The organism is Martinezella hainanensis, from assembly GCF_900094555.1.
Taxonomy (GTDB): Bacteria; Pseudomonadota; Alphaproteobacteria; order Rhizobiales; family Rhizobiaceae; genus Rhizobium; species Rhizobium hainanense.
Genome location: NZ_FMAC01000003.1, coordinates 204,195 through 219,806 on the forward strand (window position 1 = coordinate 204,195; position 15,612 = coordinate 219,806).

A 15,612-nucleotide genomic window follows, 5' to 3' on the forward strand; every position below is an offset into this window, starting at 1 on the left:
ATTTACTTACGTTTTGGATCGTTCAGACCACGGCATCGAGGCCAAGTTCCTGCAGGCGGTCGAGCTGGCGGATTTCCTCTGTGGATAGCGGGATACCATCCTTTTCCGCACGGGCGCGAGCGGCAAAGCGACGCTGCGAGGGCAGGCGCGCGCCTTGGCCGACAATCGCTTCGAACAGCACTTCGGCGCGAGCGAGCGGATTTCCGGCTCGACCAGCCGCGAAGGCCTCCGGCGAGAAGGCGATGATGAGTTCACCATGCCGTGGCGCGAAGGCCGTGGAGCCGAGATAATCGAGCGCTTCGCGGCTGGTGAAGTCGCCGATCATGATGCCGGCCAGAAGCTCGATCATTGTGCCGATGGCCGAACCCTTATGTCCCCCGAACGGCAGCATCGCACCGGCCAATGCGGCTTCCGGGTCCGTGGTCGGCTGGCCATCGGCATCGATCGCCCAGCCCTCTGGAAGAGGCTTGCCGGCGCGTCGATGCAGTTCGATCTCGCCGCGCGCAGCAACCGACGTCGCGAAGTCGAAAACATAGGGCGGGCTTTCAAGACGCGGCCAACCGAAAGCAAAGGGGTTCGTTCCCAGGAGAGGCGCCGAGCCACCGGCCGGCGCTACGGTGGAATAGCTCGGGCACATGGCGAAGGCGGCGAGGCCTCGATCCGTCAAAGCTTCCACTTCCGGCCAGAGTGCAGCGAAATGCGTGCAGTCGTTGATGGCAAGTGCGGCGATGCCGAAGCGGCGAGCCCGTTCGGCAAGCGCGGGCACGCCGAGCTCGAAAGCAGCATTGGAAAAACCGCTCCTGGCATCAACGCGGACGATGGCGGAGCCATCGCTTTGTTCAAGAACCGGCACTGCATCCGGCCGTACCTTGCCGGCCTTGACCGCGCGCAACACGCCTTCGATGCGGTAGATGCCGTGGGATTTGCAGGCGTCACGTTCGCCGGCGACGATGACCCGCGCGATTGCTCCGGCCTGCTGCGCATTGATGCCGGCTTTCGAAAGGATCGCTTCGACGCGGCCTCGCAGCGCATCCGGTGTCAGGGTGGTCACGTCGGTCAATTGTGGTTCTCCCATATTATGCTCGCTTGCATCATAGACTTGAAAATTATAAATACAAAAAGAATACAAAAAATCGACATATGAGCCTGTCGCACAGACGGCCATGCCGGTGCTTTAGCTGAGGAGGGCCAGTGGATTTATCATCACCCGCAGATATCCGGCCGCCGCAGGCCGAAGAAATGATGGCAAAACAGATCCATGCCGACCTTGCCGAGATGTTTTCGATCCATCCGACAAGAGTGCTTGCCACGTCGCCGGAACATATGTTGTTTGACGAAGCGATATCTGCGCTTGATCTCATGCCGGGAGGAGGGATGACCATGATCTGCCTAGCGCCTAGAACAGTGTTTGTCCGCGATGTCTCGGATCGCATCGCCTATTTCGATCAGGGCGTCATGAGCGAGATCGGCAAACCGGAGCATCCGGAAACACAGAAATTTCTCTCGAGCGTGCATTGATGGCAAGACCTGACGTTATGGTCATTGGGGCCGGTGTCGTTGGCCTCTCCGCAGCGATTGCAGCCCAAGCGCGCGGCTTGAGCGTGGCGGTGGTGGACCGAGAGGGACCGGCCGCCGGCGCTTCGGCCGGCAATGCCGGCGCCTTTGCCTTCACGGATATCCTGCCGCTGGCGTCTCCAGGCATTTTGAAGAAGGCGCCGAAATGGCTTCTCGATCCGCTTGGACCGCTGTCGGTGCCGCCTGCCTATGCGCTGCAGATCGCGCCATGGATGTTCCGTTTCTGGCGGGCCTGCCAGCCCTCGCGCGTTGCCCGCTCCACGTCGGCGCAGACAAGCCTGATGGATCTGTCCAAGGCGGAGCTGGAGCCCTTTCTTGCCGCCACGGATACGTTCTCCATGCTACGCAAGGAAGGCAATCTCCAGGTCTATGAAAGCGAGGAGGAATTCCAGGCTTCGCTGCCCGGTTGGGAGGTGCGCCGCAATCACGGCATCGAATTCCAGCATCTGAAAGCCGACGAGATGGCGGCGATCCAGCCTGGGCTGGCGTCGCGCTTCACACGCGGCACGTTCACGCCCGGCTGGTATTCCATCGCCGATCCAAAGCTTTACACGCTCGCATTGGCCAACAATTTTCGCAGCCGTGGCGGCGTCATCGAGACGGCGGAAATTTCGGCGCTTCGTGCGATCCCTACTGGGGTCGAGGTGGTGGCTGCGGATGGAAAGCTGCGTCAGGCCGGCAAGGTCGTCCTGGCCGCCGGCGCCTTTTCGCACCGGATCGCCAAAACGCTCGGCGAGCATATCCCGCTCGAAACCGAGCGCGGCTACAACACGACCCTTCCGGCGGATGCTTTCGATCTGCGCACGCAGATAACCTTCGGCGGCCATGGCTTCGTCGTTAGCAAGCTTTCAACCGGTATCCGCGTCGGCGGAGCGGTGGAACTGGGCGGACTGGCCTTAGCCCCCAATTTTCGCCGCTCCGAAGCGATGCTGCTAAAGGCGCGCACTTTCCTGGCCGGCCTGAGGCCGGAGGGCGGTGTGCAGTGGATGGGTTTCCGACCATCGTTGCCCGATAGCCTGCCCGCGATCGGCAGCGCCAAGGCGACGCCGGACGTGATCTATGCCTTCGGCCATGGCCATCTCGGCTTGACCCAATCGGCCGGCACGGCGCGTATCGTTGCCGACCTCCTGACAGGACGGAAGCCAGCGATCGATCTGACGGCATTCTCGCCACAACGTTTCTGACGGAAACCGCAGGATCATGCTCGCCGATCTATTGTGGCGGACGGCGAAGCGATCCCTCATCCGCCGACCGCTGTGCGGGAGTATTGCAAGGGCGGCTGATGCCGGCGCGACTTAGCTCGACACGCGAGCGTCATGCCCTTCTCTTGCAAGCAGTCTTAACCACGGCCCGCAGTGAAAGAGGCTCATGAGCAGATACATGGGCACCATCCCGCTGAGCATCGGACTGTCCTGCGCCGAGCAGATGATATCGCCGCCCGCGCCATAGGCCGATAGCGCGGTCATGAGGGCGAAGCTTGGCGCCGCTGCCAATGCCAGCCAACGGCTGGCGATGACGGGCAGCGCAGGGCCGGCGGCACGCCCGCCGGCCCTTTCATTGCTTTCGGCTGAGCGAAACATCAGTTTGCTCCATACCGATCGTGATGCCTCCACCACACCCCGGTCTCATTGCGGCCGAGCGGGGCGCGATCGAGCCATTGGTACATGCCCCAGAGGCCGTCGAGCCCACGGGCATAGGACGAGTAAGTATGATAGATGTCACCATCCTGCATGGCGAACGCGCTGACGCCGGGCCGGTCGCGCGTGTAGGTCGCGACATCCGTCCCCGTCATTGACGCCATCAGGTCGACAGGGCCTGCGCTGTCGAGCAGCTCCCATTGCTGCATCGTTTTGCCGGCTTGAGCGTCGGGCATTGGCGGCTCGCGGCGGTAGTTGTATTCGATGCTGCCGTCGCGCTGTTCCTCCGGCGTGAACCAGACATTGAAGTCATGGTTGAAATCGCTGTTGGCCGAGGAAGCCCAGTCGAAGGTCCAGCCCATGCGCCGCCTGAATTCCTGCAGCTTCGCGAGCGGCGCGCGGGAAATGGCCGAGAAGGCAACATCGTGATTTTCAAGATGCACCGCGATGCCGTTGAAGCCGTCCGCGATCGACGAGCAGGATGGGCAGCCGGCCGTGTAATCCGGCCCGAACATGAAGTGATAGATGAGAAGTTGCGAGCGGCCCTTGAAGAGGGCCGAGAGCGGAACGACACCCTTCTCGGTTTCGAGCCGATAGTCCTTCTCCACCTTCACCCAGGGCAACTCCTGACGGCGGGCGGCAATCTCGTCGCTGCGCCGCGTCAGTTCCTTTTCCTGTTCCAGCAGGGAAAGCCGTGCCGAAAGCCACTCCTTGCGCGTTCCTGTCTTATGCATCGTCATGGTTCATCTCCTCTTGTCTGTTAGGTCCATCCTTGTTGGCGCTGCATCTTGCCAGCCGATATGCGATAACTTACCGCTGGAGGATGAAGGGGTGGGAGTTACAAGTGTGACGGGATTTCGATGGACTCGCTGATCGTCGCTGCAGCTCAGGCGCTTGCATCAGGCGATGTGCTGGGTGCGCTGAAGCGCGTGGCGCTACGCGACGATGGACCGGCGCTGGCACTGCGCGGCATAGCCATGGCGCAGCTCGGCGATCTCGTTCGCGCCAAGGCGTTATTGAAGAGTGCCGCGCGCGCTTTTAGTCCGCGCGAAGCCGTTGCCCGTGCCCGTTGCATCGTCGCCGAGGCGGAGATTGCTCTCGTCTCGCGAGATCTCGGCTGGCCGGAAAAGGCACTGGAGACGGCGCGGGCCGCTCTCGAAAAACACGGCGACCGCATCAACGCCGCCCACGCCCGCAATCTGCAGATACGCCGCCTGCTGCTCATCGGTCATCTGGACGAAGCCGAGCGGTTGCTCACGAAACTCGATCCGTCGCCCTTGCCGCCTGCGGCAAGGGCAAGCCATGAACTGGCCGTTGCCGGCATCGCCGTTCGCCGCCTGCGTATCGAGCCGGCGCGTGCTGCCCTGACACGTGCCGCGGAAGCGGCTCGCAAGGCAGCGATCCCCGCTCTTGTCGTCGAGGTGGAGGATGCGGCGCGCATTCTCGATGAGCCGGCCGCTCGCCTGATCGCCAAAGGGAACGAAAGGCTGCTGTCGCTCGATAAGGTCGAGGCGCTTCTGGCATCCGATACCTTGGTCGTCGATGCCTGCCGCAACGTCGTCCGCAACGGCGCAGACATTATATCGCTTGCGAGCCGGCCCGTGCTTTTCGCGCTCGCGCGCGTGTTGGCCGAGGCGGCCCCGGCCGGTGCGCCGCGGGCGCTGCTACTTTCCCGTGCGTTCCGCGCCCGCCACGCCGACGAATCCCATAGAGCCCGGCTCCGGGTGGAAGTCGGCAGGCTTCGCGCCGCTTTGGAACCGCTCGCCGAGATCAGCGCGACGACGGAAGGTTTCGTGCTGACGCCGCGGCAAGCGCAAGATGTCGTGGTGCTGGCACCGTCGGTCGAAGTCGAGAATGCCCCGTTACTTGCACTGCTCTCCGATGGCGAATCCTGGTCGAGTTCGGCATTGTCGATTGCGCTGTCGGCGAGTCCACGTACGGTGCAGCGTGCGCTTGACGCGCTTGCGGCTATTGGGATGGTACAACGCGTGGGCAACGGACGGGCCTGCCGCTGGATGATGCCCCCGGTCGTCGGCTTCCCGACAACATTGTTACTCCCCGGGCCACTGCCGAGCGACTAAGCTTTCACATTATCGACACTCAACCGATCCCGACCGGAGGATGGAAGCATGAAAAAGTCGCAAGCGGAAATCATTCGCGAATACGGCCCCTTCGACAACGCGCCACGCGTCAACGGCGTCACCTTCGACGGCCAGCACGTCTGGTTCGCCTCCGGCGAAAAGCTGCATGCTCTGAATCCGGAAAGCGGCGCACAGGTGCGCACGATCGACATTGCTTCGCACGCCGGCACCGCTTTCGATGGTCGTTACCTCTATCAGATCGCCGAGGACAAGATTCATAAGGTTAATCCTCAGACGGGCACGATCGTCGCGACGATTCCTGCGCCGGGCAATGGCGGTGATTCCGGCCTTGCCTGGAGCGACGGCAGCCTGTGGGTCGGGCAGCATCGCGGCCGCAAGATCTATGAAATCGACCCCGAGACCGGCGCCATCCGGCGCGCCATCGAATCCAACCGTATCGTCACCGGTGTGACATGGGTTGATGGCGAGCTTTGGCACGGCACCTGGGAGGGTGAGGAGAGCGACGTCCGTCGTATCGATCCGGCGACTGGCGAAGTTTTGGAGCGGCTCGAAATGCCGGAGGGGACCGGCGTTTCCGGTCTGGAATCCGATGGCAAGGACCGCTTCTTCGCCGGTGGTGGCGGCAGCGGAAAGGTGCGGGCCATCCGCCGGCCGCGCTGAACAGCTCGCTGCAGGATGTTCGGCGCCTTGGATGGCCGATCCGTCTCCGCGCGAAGTTTTTCGCCTATTGGTAAAAGGGGACCGTTTTGCCGAAGCGGCCAACCGACTACAGGAAAACGGTGTTCCACGATAGGCGATAGGTTCCATGAAATCCCTTCCCGAAAAAGCCTGGAATGCCTGGCATCCGGCCGATCTGATGAAGCGACTTGGCACGGGCATTCATTGGTATGTCGTCGGCGGATGGGCGCTGGACCTCTGGCATGGCCGGCAGACCCGTGAACATGAAGATCTTGAATTTGCCGTGCTGCGTGAGGATATCGCCAATGCCCGTTCGTTGTTGGCGGAGCTGGCGTTCTTCTCGGTTGTCGATGGTCAAATAGACTATCTTCCTTCATCGGTGCCGCCCGCAGTGCATGTAGCCCAACTTTGGGGAGCCGATCCGCAGCAAGGTTGCTGGCGCGTTGATATGATGCCGGAACGCGGCACGCCCGCGACGTGGATCTACAAGCGCGACCCGTCGCTCGCCATGCCTCGCGGCGATATGATCCGTAAGACCGCTGATGGTCTTCCCTTCCTCGCGCCTGCCGCAATCTTGCTTTTCAAGGCAAAACACTGGCGGAACAAGGATGAGAAGGATTTCGATCTCGCTTTGCCCAGGCTTGCCGCTTCGGAAAGAGCTGACTTACGTCTCTGGCTCGAAAGACTGCATCCGGATCACGACTGGATAGCGCGACTTTGAAATTCGCCAAGCATGGACGCGACTTCGAGCTGGATCCTGCAAGCGCCGACATCGCTATATCGAGCATTGAGAACCAGCCGCAATGCCATGCGTTTCCGGCATGGAAGCCATGCCTTGCGGGTCCCGGCTTTCATTGCCATATTTCACTTACCAACCGCATTTCAATCATTTCCAAGTTGCGAGCCGCGCCGATCCCGACGGATGTCGTGATCGGCCGGGCACGCCAGGGAGAAGTCATGAATGAGATCACGAAAAGTCTTGGTGAAATGAATTTGCAGGAGCGCGCCGATCTTATGGCGGCCGTCGCGGACGTACTGCAAGCCACTGCCGAAGAGGCCGAGGAGGATGGCGATGCGCTTGCCGTCACCAATTCGCTGTTCCTGGCATGTAATCTTCGCGGCTGTTCGTCCGATCTCGGCCCGAATGATCTGAAGGCGGCAGAACTCCTGCTGGAGCAGGGGATCACCTTCATTCATCTGCTGAACGAGCGCAAGAAAAGCCGTACGCTCGTGCATTGACGGCTGACCACCGATAAGGCCCCCCTTTTGGAAACTGGCAATATCGAGGTCTGCAGCAAGACCGGAGCGGGGATATCATCGATGCCCCCGCCATGGGTGTTCAGCCGAGTGAAATAACCTTTCCGCCTGGCCGGCTATCTCAATCTTCCTGGATGGCGCTGTTCCTGGCCGTATCGCGCATGAAGAGATAGACGACGAGCGAGATGCCGATCATTGCCGTCACATACCAGTAGAAGCCCTGTTCCCAGCCGCTGCTCTTGAACTTCAGCGCTACGAATTCGGCCGTGCCGCCGAATAGCGTATTGGCGAGGGCATAGGGCAAAGCAACGCCGAGAGCACGGATATGAGCGGGAAACAGTTCGGCCTTCACCACTGCATTGATCGATGTATAGCCGGTGACGATGATCAGCGCGCCCATGACTAGCAGTCCCGCGATGAATGGATCTTTCGTGGTCTCGAGCGCAGAGAAGATCGGATAGGTAAACAGCACGCCGCAGAGACCGAAGCCGATCATGAGGGGCTTGCGGCCGATCTTGTCGGAAAGTCCGCCTGCAATCGGCTGCAGCAGCATGAAGATGAACAGCGTGATCGCGTTTATCTCGCTCGACGTTTCCCGGCTGAACCCAGAGGTGTTGACCAGGAATTTCTGCATGTAGATCGAATAGGCGTAAAAGGCGAGCGTGCCGCCAGCCGTCAGCAGCATGACCAGCGCGGTTTCCCTGGGATGCCGAGTGATCAGCATCCAGAAGCCGGATTTCTGCGTATCGCTTGCGCGCACATTCTTGAAGCTTTCGGTTTCAGCAAGGCCGCGCCGCAGCCAGAAGACCACGACCGCAAGTGCTGCTCCCATGAAGAAGGGAACGCGCCATCCCCAGGCGTTCAGAGCTTCGGTCGTCATGACCGCTTGCAAGAAGATTAGCAGCGCTATGGCAAGCAGCTGGCCCGAGATCAGCGTGACATATTGAAAGGACGAGAAGAAGCCACGACGTTCGCGGCCCGCCATTTCAGAGAGGTAGGTCGCCGAGGCGCCGTATTCGCCGCCGACGGACAGGCCCTGCATCAGGCGGGCGAGAACCAGAAGCACCGGTGCCACCACGCCGATGGTTTCATATCCCGGCGTCAGCGCGATAATCAGCGAGCCGGCGCACATCAGCGTCACCGAAAGAGCGAGACCGGCCTTGCGGCCCTTGCGGTCGGCATAGAGCCCCATGATCCAGGCGCCGATCGGCCGCATGACGAAACCGACGGCAAAGACCGCTGCGGAATTCAACAGCTGCGCCGTCTGGTCGCCGGCCGGGAAGAAATGCGGTGCGAAATAGAGCGCGAATGCAGCATAGACATACCAGTCAAACCATTCGACCAGATTGCCGGTGGAACCACCGATGATCGATTTCAGACGTTTGCGGCGTTCGGTTGCTTCCGCCCTTGCTGTCGTCACGATGGGATCTTCTAATGTCTTCAGCATTGTGCCTCTCCTCCCGTACTTGCTTCGGATCGTCGTAGGTAAGCAGTGAACCGCTGCGAACGACGGGTTCGCCGGGAGGGGTCATATTGCCTGCGGGTGGCCGCCCGCCAGTTTCGTCGAGACGGCACCGGCAACGCCAATTGCCCGGCCACAGCCGGCTTTTCTACGTATTGAGGACCACTCTCCCAGTGTCCGCATTGATACGTGTGGAAGAGACGAGGCACGAGGTTTCAAGGATATATAAGAATATCTAATTGATATAACTTGTTTTTCTCCTGATCGTTTATCGACGTTTAGGGTATCGCGCGCAAGATTCTGCATAGATATTTTGGAATTTGTGCAATATTCTGCACGGATGAGTGGATCGGGCCTCAGGCGAATTGTGTTTCTGGCAGTGGCCGGCTTGGCCGTCGCCGTCGCTATCTGGTGCGCGGCGCTCTCGCTTTCGCGTCAGGATGCGCTTGGGCGGCTGGCCGCGGAGGCGGGCGGGCTTGCGGCACAGCATAGTCGCTTGCTCGACAGCGAGCTGGCGCGTTTCCGGCTTCTTCCGGTCGTGCTTGGCGAATATCGCGATCTTGGCGAGGCGCTTGCAAGCCCTACGGCGGATGCTGCCCGCCGGCTTGACGAAAAGCTCGGCTTCCTGGCCCGCGAAACCGGCGCCTACATCATTTATCTTGTTGACCACAAAGGACTTGTGATTTCCGCGTCGAATGCAGGGACCGAAGACAGTTTCGTTGGCAAGAACTTCAGCTTCCGGCCCTATTTTTCCGAGGCGCTCAAAGATGGCACGGCGGAATATTATGGCGCCGGAGCGATCAGCGGCCGGCCGGGCCTGTTTCTGGCCCGCAGGGTTGGTGATGCCGCCGCTCCGGCGGGAGTCGTGGTCGTCAAATTCGAGTTCGATGCGGTGTCGCGGATCTGGGCGAATGATCCGGGCGTAACGCTTGTGGTCGACGAACACCAGATCATCCTTGCTGCGTCCGATCCGACACAGGTACTGACCGCGCTTGCATCCCTGTCGCCGGAAGATCGGGCCGGCATCGTTGCAAGCGGGCAATATCGCGACGCCGCATTGGGGCCGGGCAACTATCGCGCCGAGGAAACCGGTCGCATACGCGGTCCGCGGCATCAGATCATGATCGCGGCGGAGCAACCGGTTGTCGGTACGCGGCTGCGCCTCCTGCATCTTCTTGACACCCGTATGGCGTTGCAGGAAGCGCAGGCGCAGGCTTGGCTTTTGGCGCTGCCCGCCATCCTGGGACTAGCGGTCATCGCGGTTGCGATCTGGTGGCGCATGACGCGTGCAGCAAGAGCGGCAGCCGATCGGCGGGCGCTTGAAGAGGCCGTCGCCGCACGTACGGTCGAGCTGCGCGACGAGATGGCTGAGCGCACGCGTGCCGAGGATCGCTATCGTGATGCCCGCGAGGAACTTGCGCAGGCCAATCGGCTCGCTTCCGTCGGTTCGATCACGGCGGGATTGATGCATGAAATCAACCAGCCGGTTGCCACCATCCGCACTCTCGCCGAGAATGCCCGCCATCATCTTGCGGCCAATCGGCTCGATCGCGTTGGTGCCAATCTCGATGCCGCAGTCGAGGTGACGGCGCGCATTGGGACGATCACGCAGGAGATGCGACGGTTTTCGCGCAGGGGACGGCATGCGGCCGGAGCGGAGCCGCTCGATGCCATCATTGCCGGCGCCTTGCTGCTGGTCGGGAACCGGTTTCGCAAAGCGAATGTGCGACTGGACCTGCCGGCAGAGGGTCAGCCGCATGTGCTTGCCGAACGCGTGCGGCTGGAGCAGGTCATCGTCAATCTGCTGCAGAACGCAATCGACGCCGTTGCCGGGATCGCCGATCCGCATGTTGCCCTGCTCGTCGACGCTGCGGGAAAGGATGTGGTGAGGCTGACCGTCGCGGATAATGGTCCAGGCATCGATCCTGCACTGGACAAGGAAATATTCCGTCCATTCATTACCGGTAAGCCCGATGGGCTCGGTCTTGGGCTCGGGATCGCACAGGACATCATGAACGATCTCGGCGGGTCGTTGACAACAGGCCCATCGCCGCTCGGTGGCGCGGCTTTCATAGTCACGATGAGGCGGGCATGACCCTACAAGCGTCGCAGAAGGTTCTCCTGGTCGAGGACGACGGCCCTTTCAATGCCGCGCTCACCGATTCCTTCGCCATAGCCGGCTTCGAGGTGGAGAGCCACGGCGACGGGCAGTCGGCGCTGGCAAGCCTTGCAACCGCATTGCCCGGCGTGATCGTCAGCGACATTCGCCTGCCACGTATCGATGGACACGATCTGCTGGAAGCAGTGCTGGCGCGCGATCCGGACTTGCCCGTTATCCTGATGACCGGCCATGGCGATATCGCCATGGCGGTCGGCGCCTTGAAGCAGGGCGCCTATGATTTCATAGCCAAGCCCTTTGCCACCGATCACCTGATCGCATCGGTGCGCCGGGCGCTGGAAACGCGACGCCTGGTGCTGGAAAACCGGCGTTTGCGCCAGGCCGCCGCCGAGGCGGAGGATGCGTCGCCGCTCATCGGCCAGACGACTGTCATGGCGCGATTGCGCGAAACGATCCGCCAGATCGCAAACGCCGACGTGGATGTTCTGGTTGAAGGCGAAACAGGCACCGGCAAGGAACTCGTGGCCCGCCTCATCCACCGCTGGAGCAGGCGGCGCACCCGCAGTTTCGTCGCGGTCGATTGTGCCGCCCTGCCGGACGCGATCGCCGACGAGACCCTGTTCGGAAGCCGTGCCCGGCGCGGCCGCATTGCCGAGGCGGATCGCGGCACGCTGTTTCTCGATGAGATCGACAGCATGTCACCCATGTTGCAGGGCCGGCTTCTGCGCGTTGTCGAGGAACGCGAGCTGCCCTCGGCGAGCGGCGAGCCGGCCCCTGTCGATCTCCGCATCGTCGCTGCGACGAAAAGCGATCTGCATGGTTCGGTTACCGATGATCGCTTTCGTGCCGATCTGCTCTATCGGCTGGAAACCGTGCGGATCCGCATCCCGCCCTTGCGGGAGCGCCGCGCTGATATCGGCTTGCTGTTCAGCGCCTTCCTCGACGAGGCCGCTCGCCTGCACGGTGTGCCGCGTCCGCCCATTGATGCAGTAATGGAGGCACGATTTCTAACGGACGATTGGCCTGGCAATGTCCGGGAGCTGCGCAACTATGCGACCCAAGCCGCGCTTGGCCTCGCCTCCGCTCGCAACCAGCCTTCCATGGAACTCGGCCTTTCCGATCAGATGGATCACTTCGAGGCCAACATTCTGCGGGCGACACTGGAGCGATATGAGGGGGATATTGCTGAGGTCGCACAGGCGCTCAAGCTGCCGCGCCGCAGTCTTTATGCCCGCCTGCAACGCCACGGCATCAATCCGTCGGCCTACCGCAAGTGAGACGGGGCGCATGTCGAGAGTGAAAGGAACAGGACGAGTATAGTCTTGCATGCTCAACTTGGCGTCGCGATGTGTATTTAGTGTAATTTCCTCATATCTTTATAGATATTCGATGTATAAATTATATTAACTATGTATTAATCATAATTATTCTGCGTGAAAAATAGAAAATAATTAATACATGTTAGGATATTGTGGCTCGTCTGCATGATGCAGCAATTAAATTAGAGAGCTATGATATGCTTGATTTACCTAAATTGATGCAGCTATTGCTATTTGCGGCCGTTATACTGCTATTTTTCCGCTGGGTCGTCGAGGATATGAACAGGTAGTCGCCTTGGGCGCCTGAATATCCCAGCACCGCACGATTTGCTTCTCAGTTCAGCGTATCCATCCTCCGGCCAAGACTGCACAAGCTGATCCTGTAGCGATTTGCTTTTGTTTTCGTGTCTCTGTTCGGCAGCGCGAATTGAATAATGGCGCCCGGGAGTTTCCGGGCGCCATTGAGGCACATCGTATGATCGTCATGGTACAGGCGCAGATTGCTCTTATGGCTTCAAGCCAAACGGCATCGCGTGCATGAGCCCGCATGTTCAGTGGGCGCCTGCGCCACCGCTGGCTTGAGGGCGTTTGGCAAACAGCATGGTGATCGCCGCGATGGCAAGCACGACGCCGATGACGGCGAACGTGTCGCTGAAGCCCATGATCAGCGCCTGTCTCTTGATGATCTGGCCGAGGGCGATGATCGCCTTCTGCTGGGCTGCCTGATGGTCCGAGACGCCATGCGACAGGAAGTAGCTGGTCATCTGGTCGATCCGCTCGCGAACCTCGTCGCGGGCGAGGGTCACGGATTGGCCGATGATGTTGGAGTGGAACTGCTCGCGTTTGGTCAGGATGGTCCCAAGCGAAGCCGTGCCTACTGCGCCGCCGAGGTTGCGCAGCATGTTCGTCAGGCCGGAGGCCGCGGCAGCGTCCGCCGGAGCGATGCCGGCTGTCGTAATGGCGGTGACGGGCGTGATGACGAAAGCCTGGCCAATCGCGCGAACGATGTTTGGAACGAAGAACTGGTCTCCGGCATTGTCGGCCGAAAGCGTGACGTTCATGAAGCAGCTGAGTGCAAAGACCGCGATGCCGAAGAAGGCGAGCCAGCGCACATCGACCCGCTTCATCATCAGCGGAACCAGGGGGATCAGCAGCAGCTGCGGCAGGCCCGTCCAGGCAAGGACGTTGCCGATCTGCTCGGCATTGTATTTCTGTACCTGACCCAGATATTGCGGCAGGATATAGACTGTCCCGAACAGCGCGACGCCGACCAGAATATTGGCGAGCACACCAAGCCCGAAATTCCGTTGTTTCAGCAGCCGCAGCTTCACCAGCGGCTTCGACACCTTCAGTTCGATGATGATGAAGAGCGTCAGGAACACGGCCGCGACGAGGCTCAGACGGACAATGAAGGGCGAGGAGAACCAGTCGTCCTTGTTGCCCTCTTCAAGCACGGTTTGCAGGGCCGAGAGGCCGATTGCCATCGTCACGATGCCGGCCCAGTCGCCTTCTCGCAACAGCTTCAGCTGCATGGGCTGTTTCTCCAGTGTCAGCGCAAGCGCCACCACCATGATGGCGCTCGGGCCGGCATTGATGAAGAAGATGGTCTGCCAGCCGTAATTCTCGGTCAGATAACCGCCGATGGTTGGGCCGATGGCCGGCGCAAAGGTGACGGACAATGCGAAGATTGCCAGTCCCAAAGGCTGCTGCGGCTTCGGAAGCTTCGTCAGCACCATGGTGAAGGCCATCGGGATCAGCACGCCGCCGGCAAATCCCTGCAGACCGCGCAGGACGATCATTGTTCCGAGATCGTGGGCGAAGGCACAGGAAAGGGACAGCAGCGGAAACAGCACAGAGTTCACCAGAATGTAGCGGCGAAACGAGAAGACGCTGCTGAGATAGGCAGTGAGCGGAATGACGACGATCTCGCCGATTAGATAGGAGGTCGAGATCCAGGCGCCGTTATCCACCCCGGTACCGATCCCCCCTTCGATATCGAGGAGGGAGGCATTGGTAATCTGGATGTTCAGGATCGCCATGAACGCGCCGATCATGCCGGCCAGAACTGCGACCCACTCTCTTGTCGATGCGCGCGGCTCTGCCGCTGCGGCCGGCATCGCACGGCCATCCATTGTAGTCGTTGACATGGTGAGGGCTCCGGCCGGCAGCTTTACTGCGCGGCGCCTGCTTTCGTGTTGATGCTCGGCTCGACCGACATTCCCGGGCGCAGTTCACCGCTGTTCATGGTCTGTGGGTCCAGCGCGATCCTGACCGGAATTCGCTGAACGACCTTGGTGAAGTTGCCTGTCGCATTATCGGGCGGCAGCAGCGCGAATTCCTGTCCGCTCGCCGGTGCAAGACTGTCGACATGGCCGTGGAAGACCTTGCCGGGGAACATGTCGACTTCGATATCGACAGGCTGGCCGGCATGGACATCCGTCAGCTGCGTCTCCTTGTAGTTGGCGACGACATAGGCCTGGTCGGTCGGCACCAGCGACATCAGCTGCGTGCCCGCCTGGACATATTGGCCGATGCGCAGCGTGCGGTTGCCGACAGTGCCGTCGACGGGGGCCATGATGGTCGTATAGGAGAGATTGAGTTCAGCCTGATGCCGGATCGCCGCGCTCTTCTGCAGGGCAGCCGTCGCCTGGGCGATCTGGGCCTTCAGAAGCTCGACCTGCTTGATCGCGCCTTCCAAGGTCGCGGTGTCTCTGACGATGGCAGCCTGGGCCGCGGCAATCTGCGATGCGGCCTGCTGTGCCGTCTGTACGGCTGCATAGCCGTTGGAGGCGAGGCTGGCGTAGCGCTTGTTGTTCTGTTCGGCGAAGGTTTCGTTCGCCTTGTCCACATCCAGTGTCGCCCGCGCTGCGGCAATGGTCGATTGCTGGATATCGAGCGAGGCCTGCTCGGCCTGTATGGTTGCCTGTGCGGCAGCGACATCGGCTTTGGCCTGGTCGAGTGCCGCACGGAAGTCGCGGTCGTCGATGCGGGCGAGCGGCTGGCCGGCCTTTACCGCCTCATTGTCCTTGACCAGGACTTCCGCCAGATAGCCCGAGATCTTCGGGGCGATCGAGCTATTGTCGGCCTGGACGTAGGCGTCGTCGGTCGACACCTCGAAGCGGCCGTTTTGCCAGTAGTCGTGTCCATAGTAGCCCGCCGCGGCGATGATGGCGATCAGACCCGCGCCATACATCAAGCGGCGCGGCGTCTTGCTGCGCGTTGGAGCGGCGTTGCCGGCCGGTGCCTGTGGCGCCTCCGGACGGGGTTCGGTTGTCACCCCTTCCTTGGCTTTCGCCTCGACGGTTCCCTGCGCTTCGCCGGAAGCACCCTCGGACGTGACGATATGCAGATTATTAGCCATGTACTTGCTCCTGACAGGGGTCGCTGCCGGGCAGGGGTAGCGGCCAAGTTCAATTTGGAAACTTGATGTTTTCCAAAATAAGCGCTATAAAATGCAAGTCAA

Annotated in this window: 14 protein-coding genes; 8 read left to right on the plus strand and 6 right to left on the minus strand. The window is 61.0% G+C overall.

All coding sequences use genetic code 11. The features are described 5' to 3' along the window. Positions 1-22 precede the first annotated feature (22 nt). On the minus strand, positions 23-1,060 hold the full coding sequence (locus GA0061100_RS11510; protein ID WP_075852839.1) for an Ldh family oxidoreductase: 1,038 nt from the start codon (positions 1,058-1,060) through the stop codon (positions 23-25). A 131-nt stretch (positions 1,061-1,191) separates the two neighbouring features. Between GA0061100_RS11510 and GA0061100_RS11515 the strand changes: the two genes are divergently transcribed. Both GA0061100_RS11515 and GA0061100_RS11520 read left to right on the plus strand, forming a co-directional pair. Further along, positions 1,192-1,518 carry an ATP-binding cassette domain-containing protein gene (locus GA0061100_RS11515; RefSeq protein WP_075852840.1) on the plus strand — a complete coding sequence of 109 codons (327 nt, stop codon included), beginning with the start codon at positions 1,192-1,194 and terminating at the stop codon, positions 1,516-1,518. Next, positions 1,518-2,759: an NAD(P)/FAD-dependent oxidoreductase gene (locus GA0061100_RS11520; RefSeq protein WP_075852841.1), complete on the plus strand. Its 1,242-nt coding sequence runs from the start codon at positions 1,518-1,520 to the stop codon at positions 2,757-2,759. Before GA0061100_RS11515 ends, GA0061100_RS11520 begins: the two co-directional genes overlap by 1 nt. A gap of 111 nt (positions 2,760-2,870) precedes the next feature. Here the strand turns inward: GA0061100_RS11520 and GA0061100_RS11525 are convergent, their stop codons facing one another. After that, positions 2,871-3,155, minus strand: coding sequence for a hypothetical protein (locus GA0061100_RS11525; RefSeq protein ID WP_075852842.1), 285 nt, complete (start codon positions 3,153-3,155; stop codon positions 2,871-2,873). Then, on the minus strand, positions 3,155-3,952 hold the full coding sequence (locus GA0061100_RS11530; protein ID WP_075852843.1) for a DUF899 domain-containing protein: 798 nt from the start codon (positions 3,950-3,952) through the stop codon (positions 3,155-3,157). The genes GA0061100_RS11525 and GA0061100_RS11530 overlap by 1 nt, the downstream gene beginning before the upstream one ends. Positions 3,953-4,072: 120 nt before the next feature. Between GA0061100_RS11530 and GA0061100_RS11535 the strand changes: the two genes are divergently transcribed. The 4 genes from GA0061100_RS11535 to GA0061100_RS11550 all read left to right on the plus strand — a co-directional run bounded on the left by GA0061100_RS11535 (position 4,073) and on the right by GA0061100_RS11550 (position 7,231). Next, positions 4,073-5,293: a helix-turn-helix domain-containing protein gene (locus GA0061100_RS11535; RefSeq protein WP_075852844.1), complete on the plus strand. Its 1,221-nt coding sequence runs from the start codon at positions 4,073-4,075 to the stop codon at positions 5,291-5,293. A gap of 48 nt (positions 5,294-5,341) precedes the next feature. Beyond that, positions 5,342-5,974, plus strand: coding sequence for a Vgb family protein (locus tag GA0061100_RS11540; protein ID WP_075852845.1), 633 nt, complete (start codon positions 5,342-5,344; stop codon positions 5,972-5,974). Between the two features lie 145 nt (positions 5,975-6,119). Further along, a complete protein-coding gene (locus GA0061100_RS11545) occupies positions 6,120-6,713 on the plus strand; it encodes a nucleotidyltransferase domain-containing protein (protein ID WP_075852846.1) in 594 nt (197 codons plus the stop codon). 236 nt (positions 6,714-6,949) lie between these two features. Then, positions 6,950-7,231, plus strand: coding sequence for a hypothetical protein (locus tag GA0061100_RS11550; RefSeq protein WP_075853244.1), 282 nt, complete (start codon positions 6,950-6,952; stop codon positions 7,229-7,231). A gap of 139 nt (positions 7,232-7,370) precedes the next feature. On the opposite strand, the gene GA0061100_RS11555 is transcribed toward GA0061100_RS11550, so the two are convergent. Beyond that, positions 7,371-8,696 (minus strand): MFS transporter, encoded by a 1,326-nt coding sequence (locus GA0061100_RS11555; RefSeq protein ID WP_075852847.1) that lies wholly within the window; start codon positions 8,694-8,696, stop codon positions 7,371-7,373. Positions 8,697-9,090: 394 nt separating this feature from the next. Here GA0061100_RS11555 and GA0061100_RS11560 point away from each other — a divergent pair, with 394 nt between their 5' ends. Together GA0061100_RS11560 and GA0061100_RS11565 are read left to right on the plus strand one after the other, a co-directional pair. After that, on the plus strand, positions 9,091-10,806 hold the full coding sequence (locus tag GA0061100_RS11560) for an ATP-binding protein (RefSeq protein ID WP_244557832.1): 1,716 nt from the start codon (positions 9,091-9,093) through the stop codon (positions 10,804-10,806). Next, on the plus strand, positions 10,803-12,107 hold the full coding sequence (locus tag GA0061100_RS11565; protein ID WP_075852849.1) for a sigma-54-dependent transcriptional regulator: 1,305 nt from the start codon (positions 10,803-10,805) through the stop codon (positions 12,105-12,107). The genes GA0061100_RS11560 and GA0061100_RS11565 overlap by 4 nt, the downstream gene beginning before the upstream one ends. Positions 12,108-12,700: 593 nt before the next feature. Here GA0061100_RS11565 and GA0061100_RS11570 read toward each other — a convergent pair. Both GA0061100_RS11570 and GA0061100_RS11575 read right to left on the minus strand, forming a co-directional pair. Next, positions 12,701-14,281, minus strand: coding sequence for a DHA2 family efflux MFS transporter permease subunit (locus tag GA0061100_RS11570; protein WP_143525429.1), 1,581 nt, complete (start codon positions 14,279-14,281; stop codon positions 12,701-12,703). A gap of 38 nt (positions 14,282-14,319) precedes the next feature. Then, positions 14,320-15,510 carry an HlyD family secretion protein gene (locus GA0061100_RS11575; RefSeq protein WP_075852851.1) on the minus strand — a complete coding sequence of 397 codons (1,191 nt, stop codon included), beginning with the start codon at positions 15,508-15,510 and terminating at the stop codon, positions 14,320-14,322. Between the last annotated feature and the right edge of the window lie 102 nt (positions 15,511-15,612).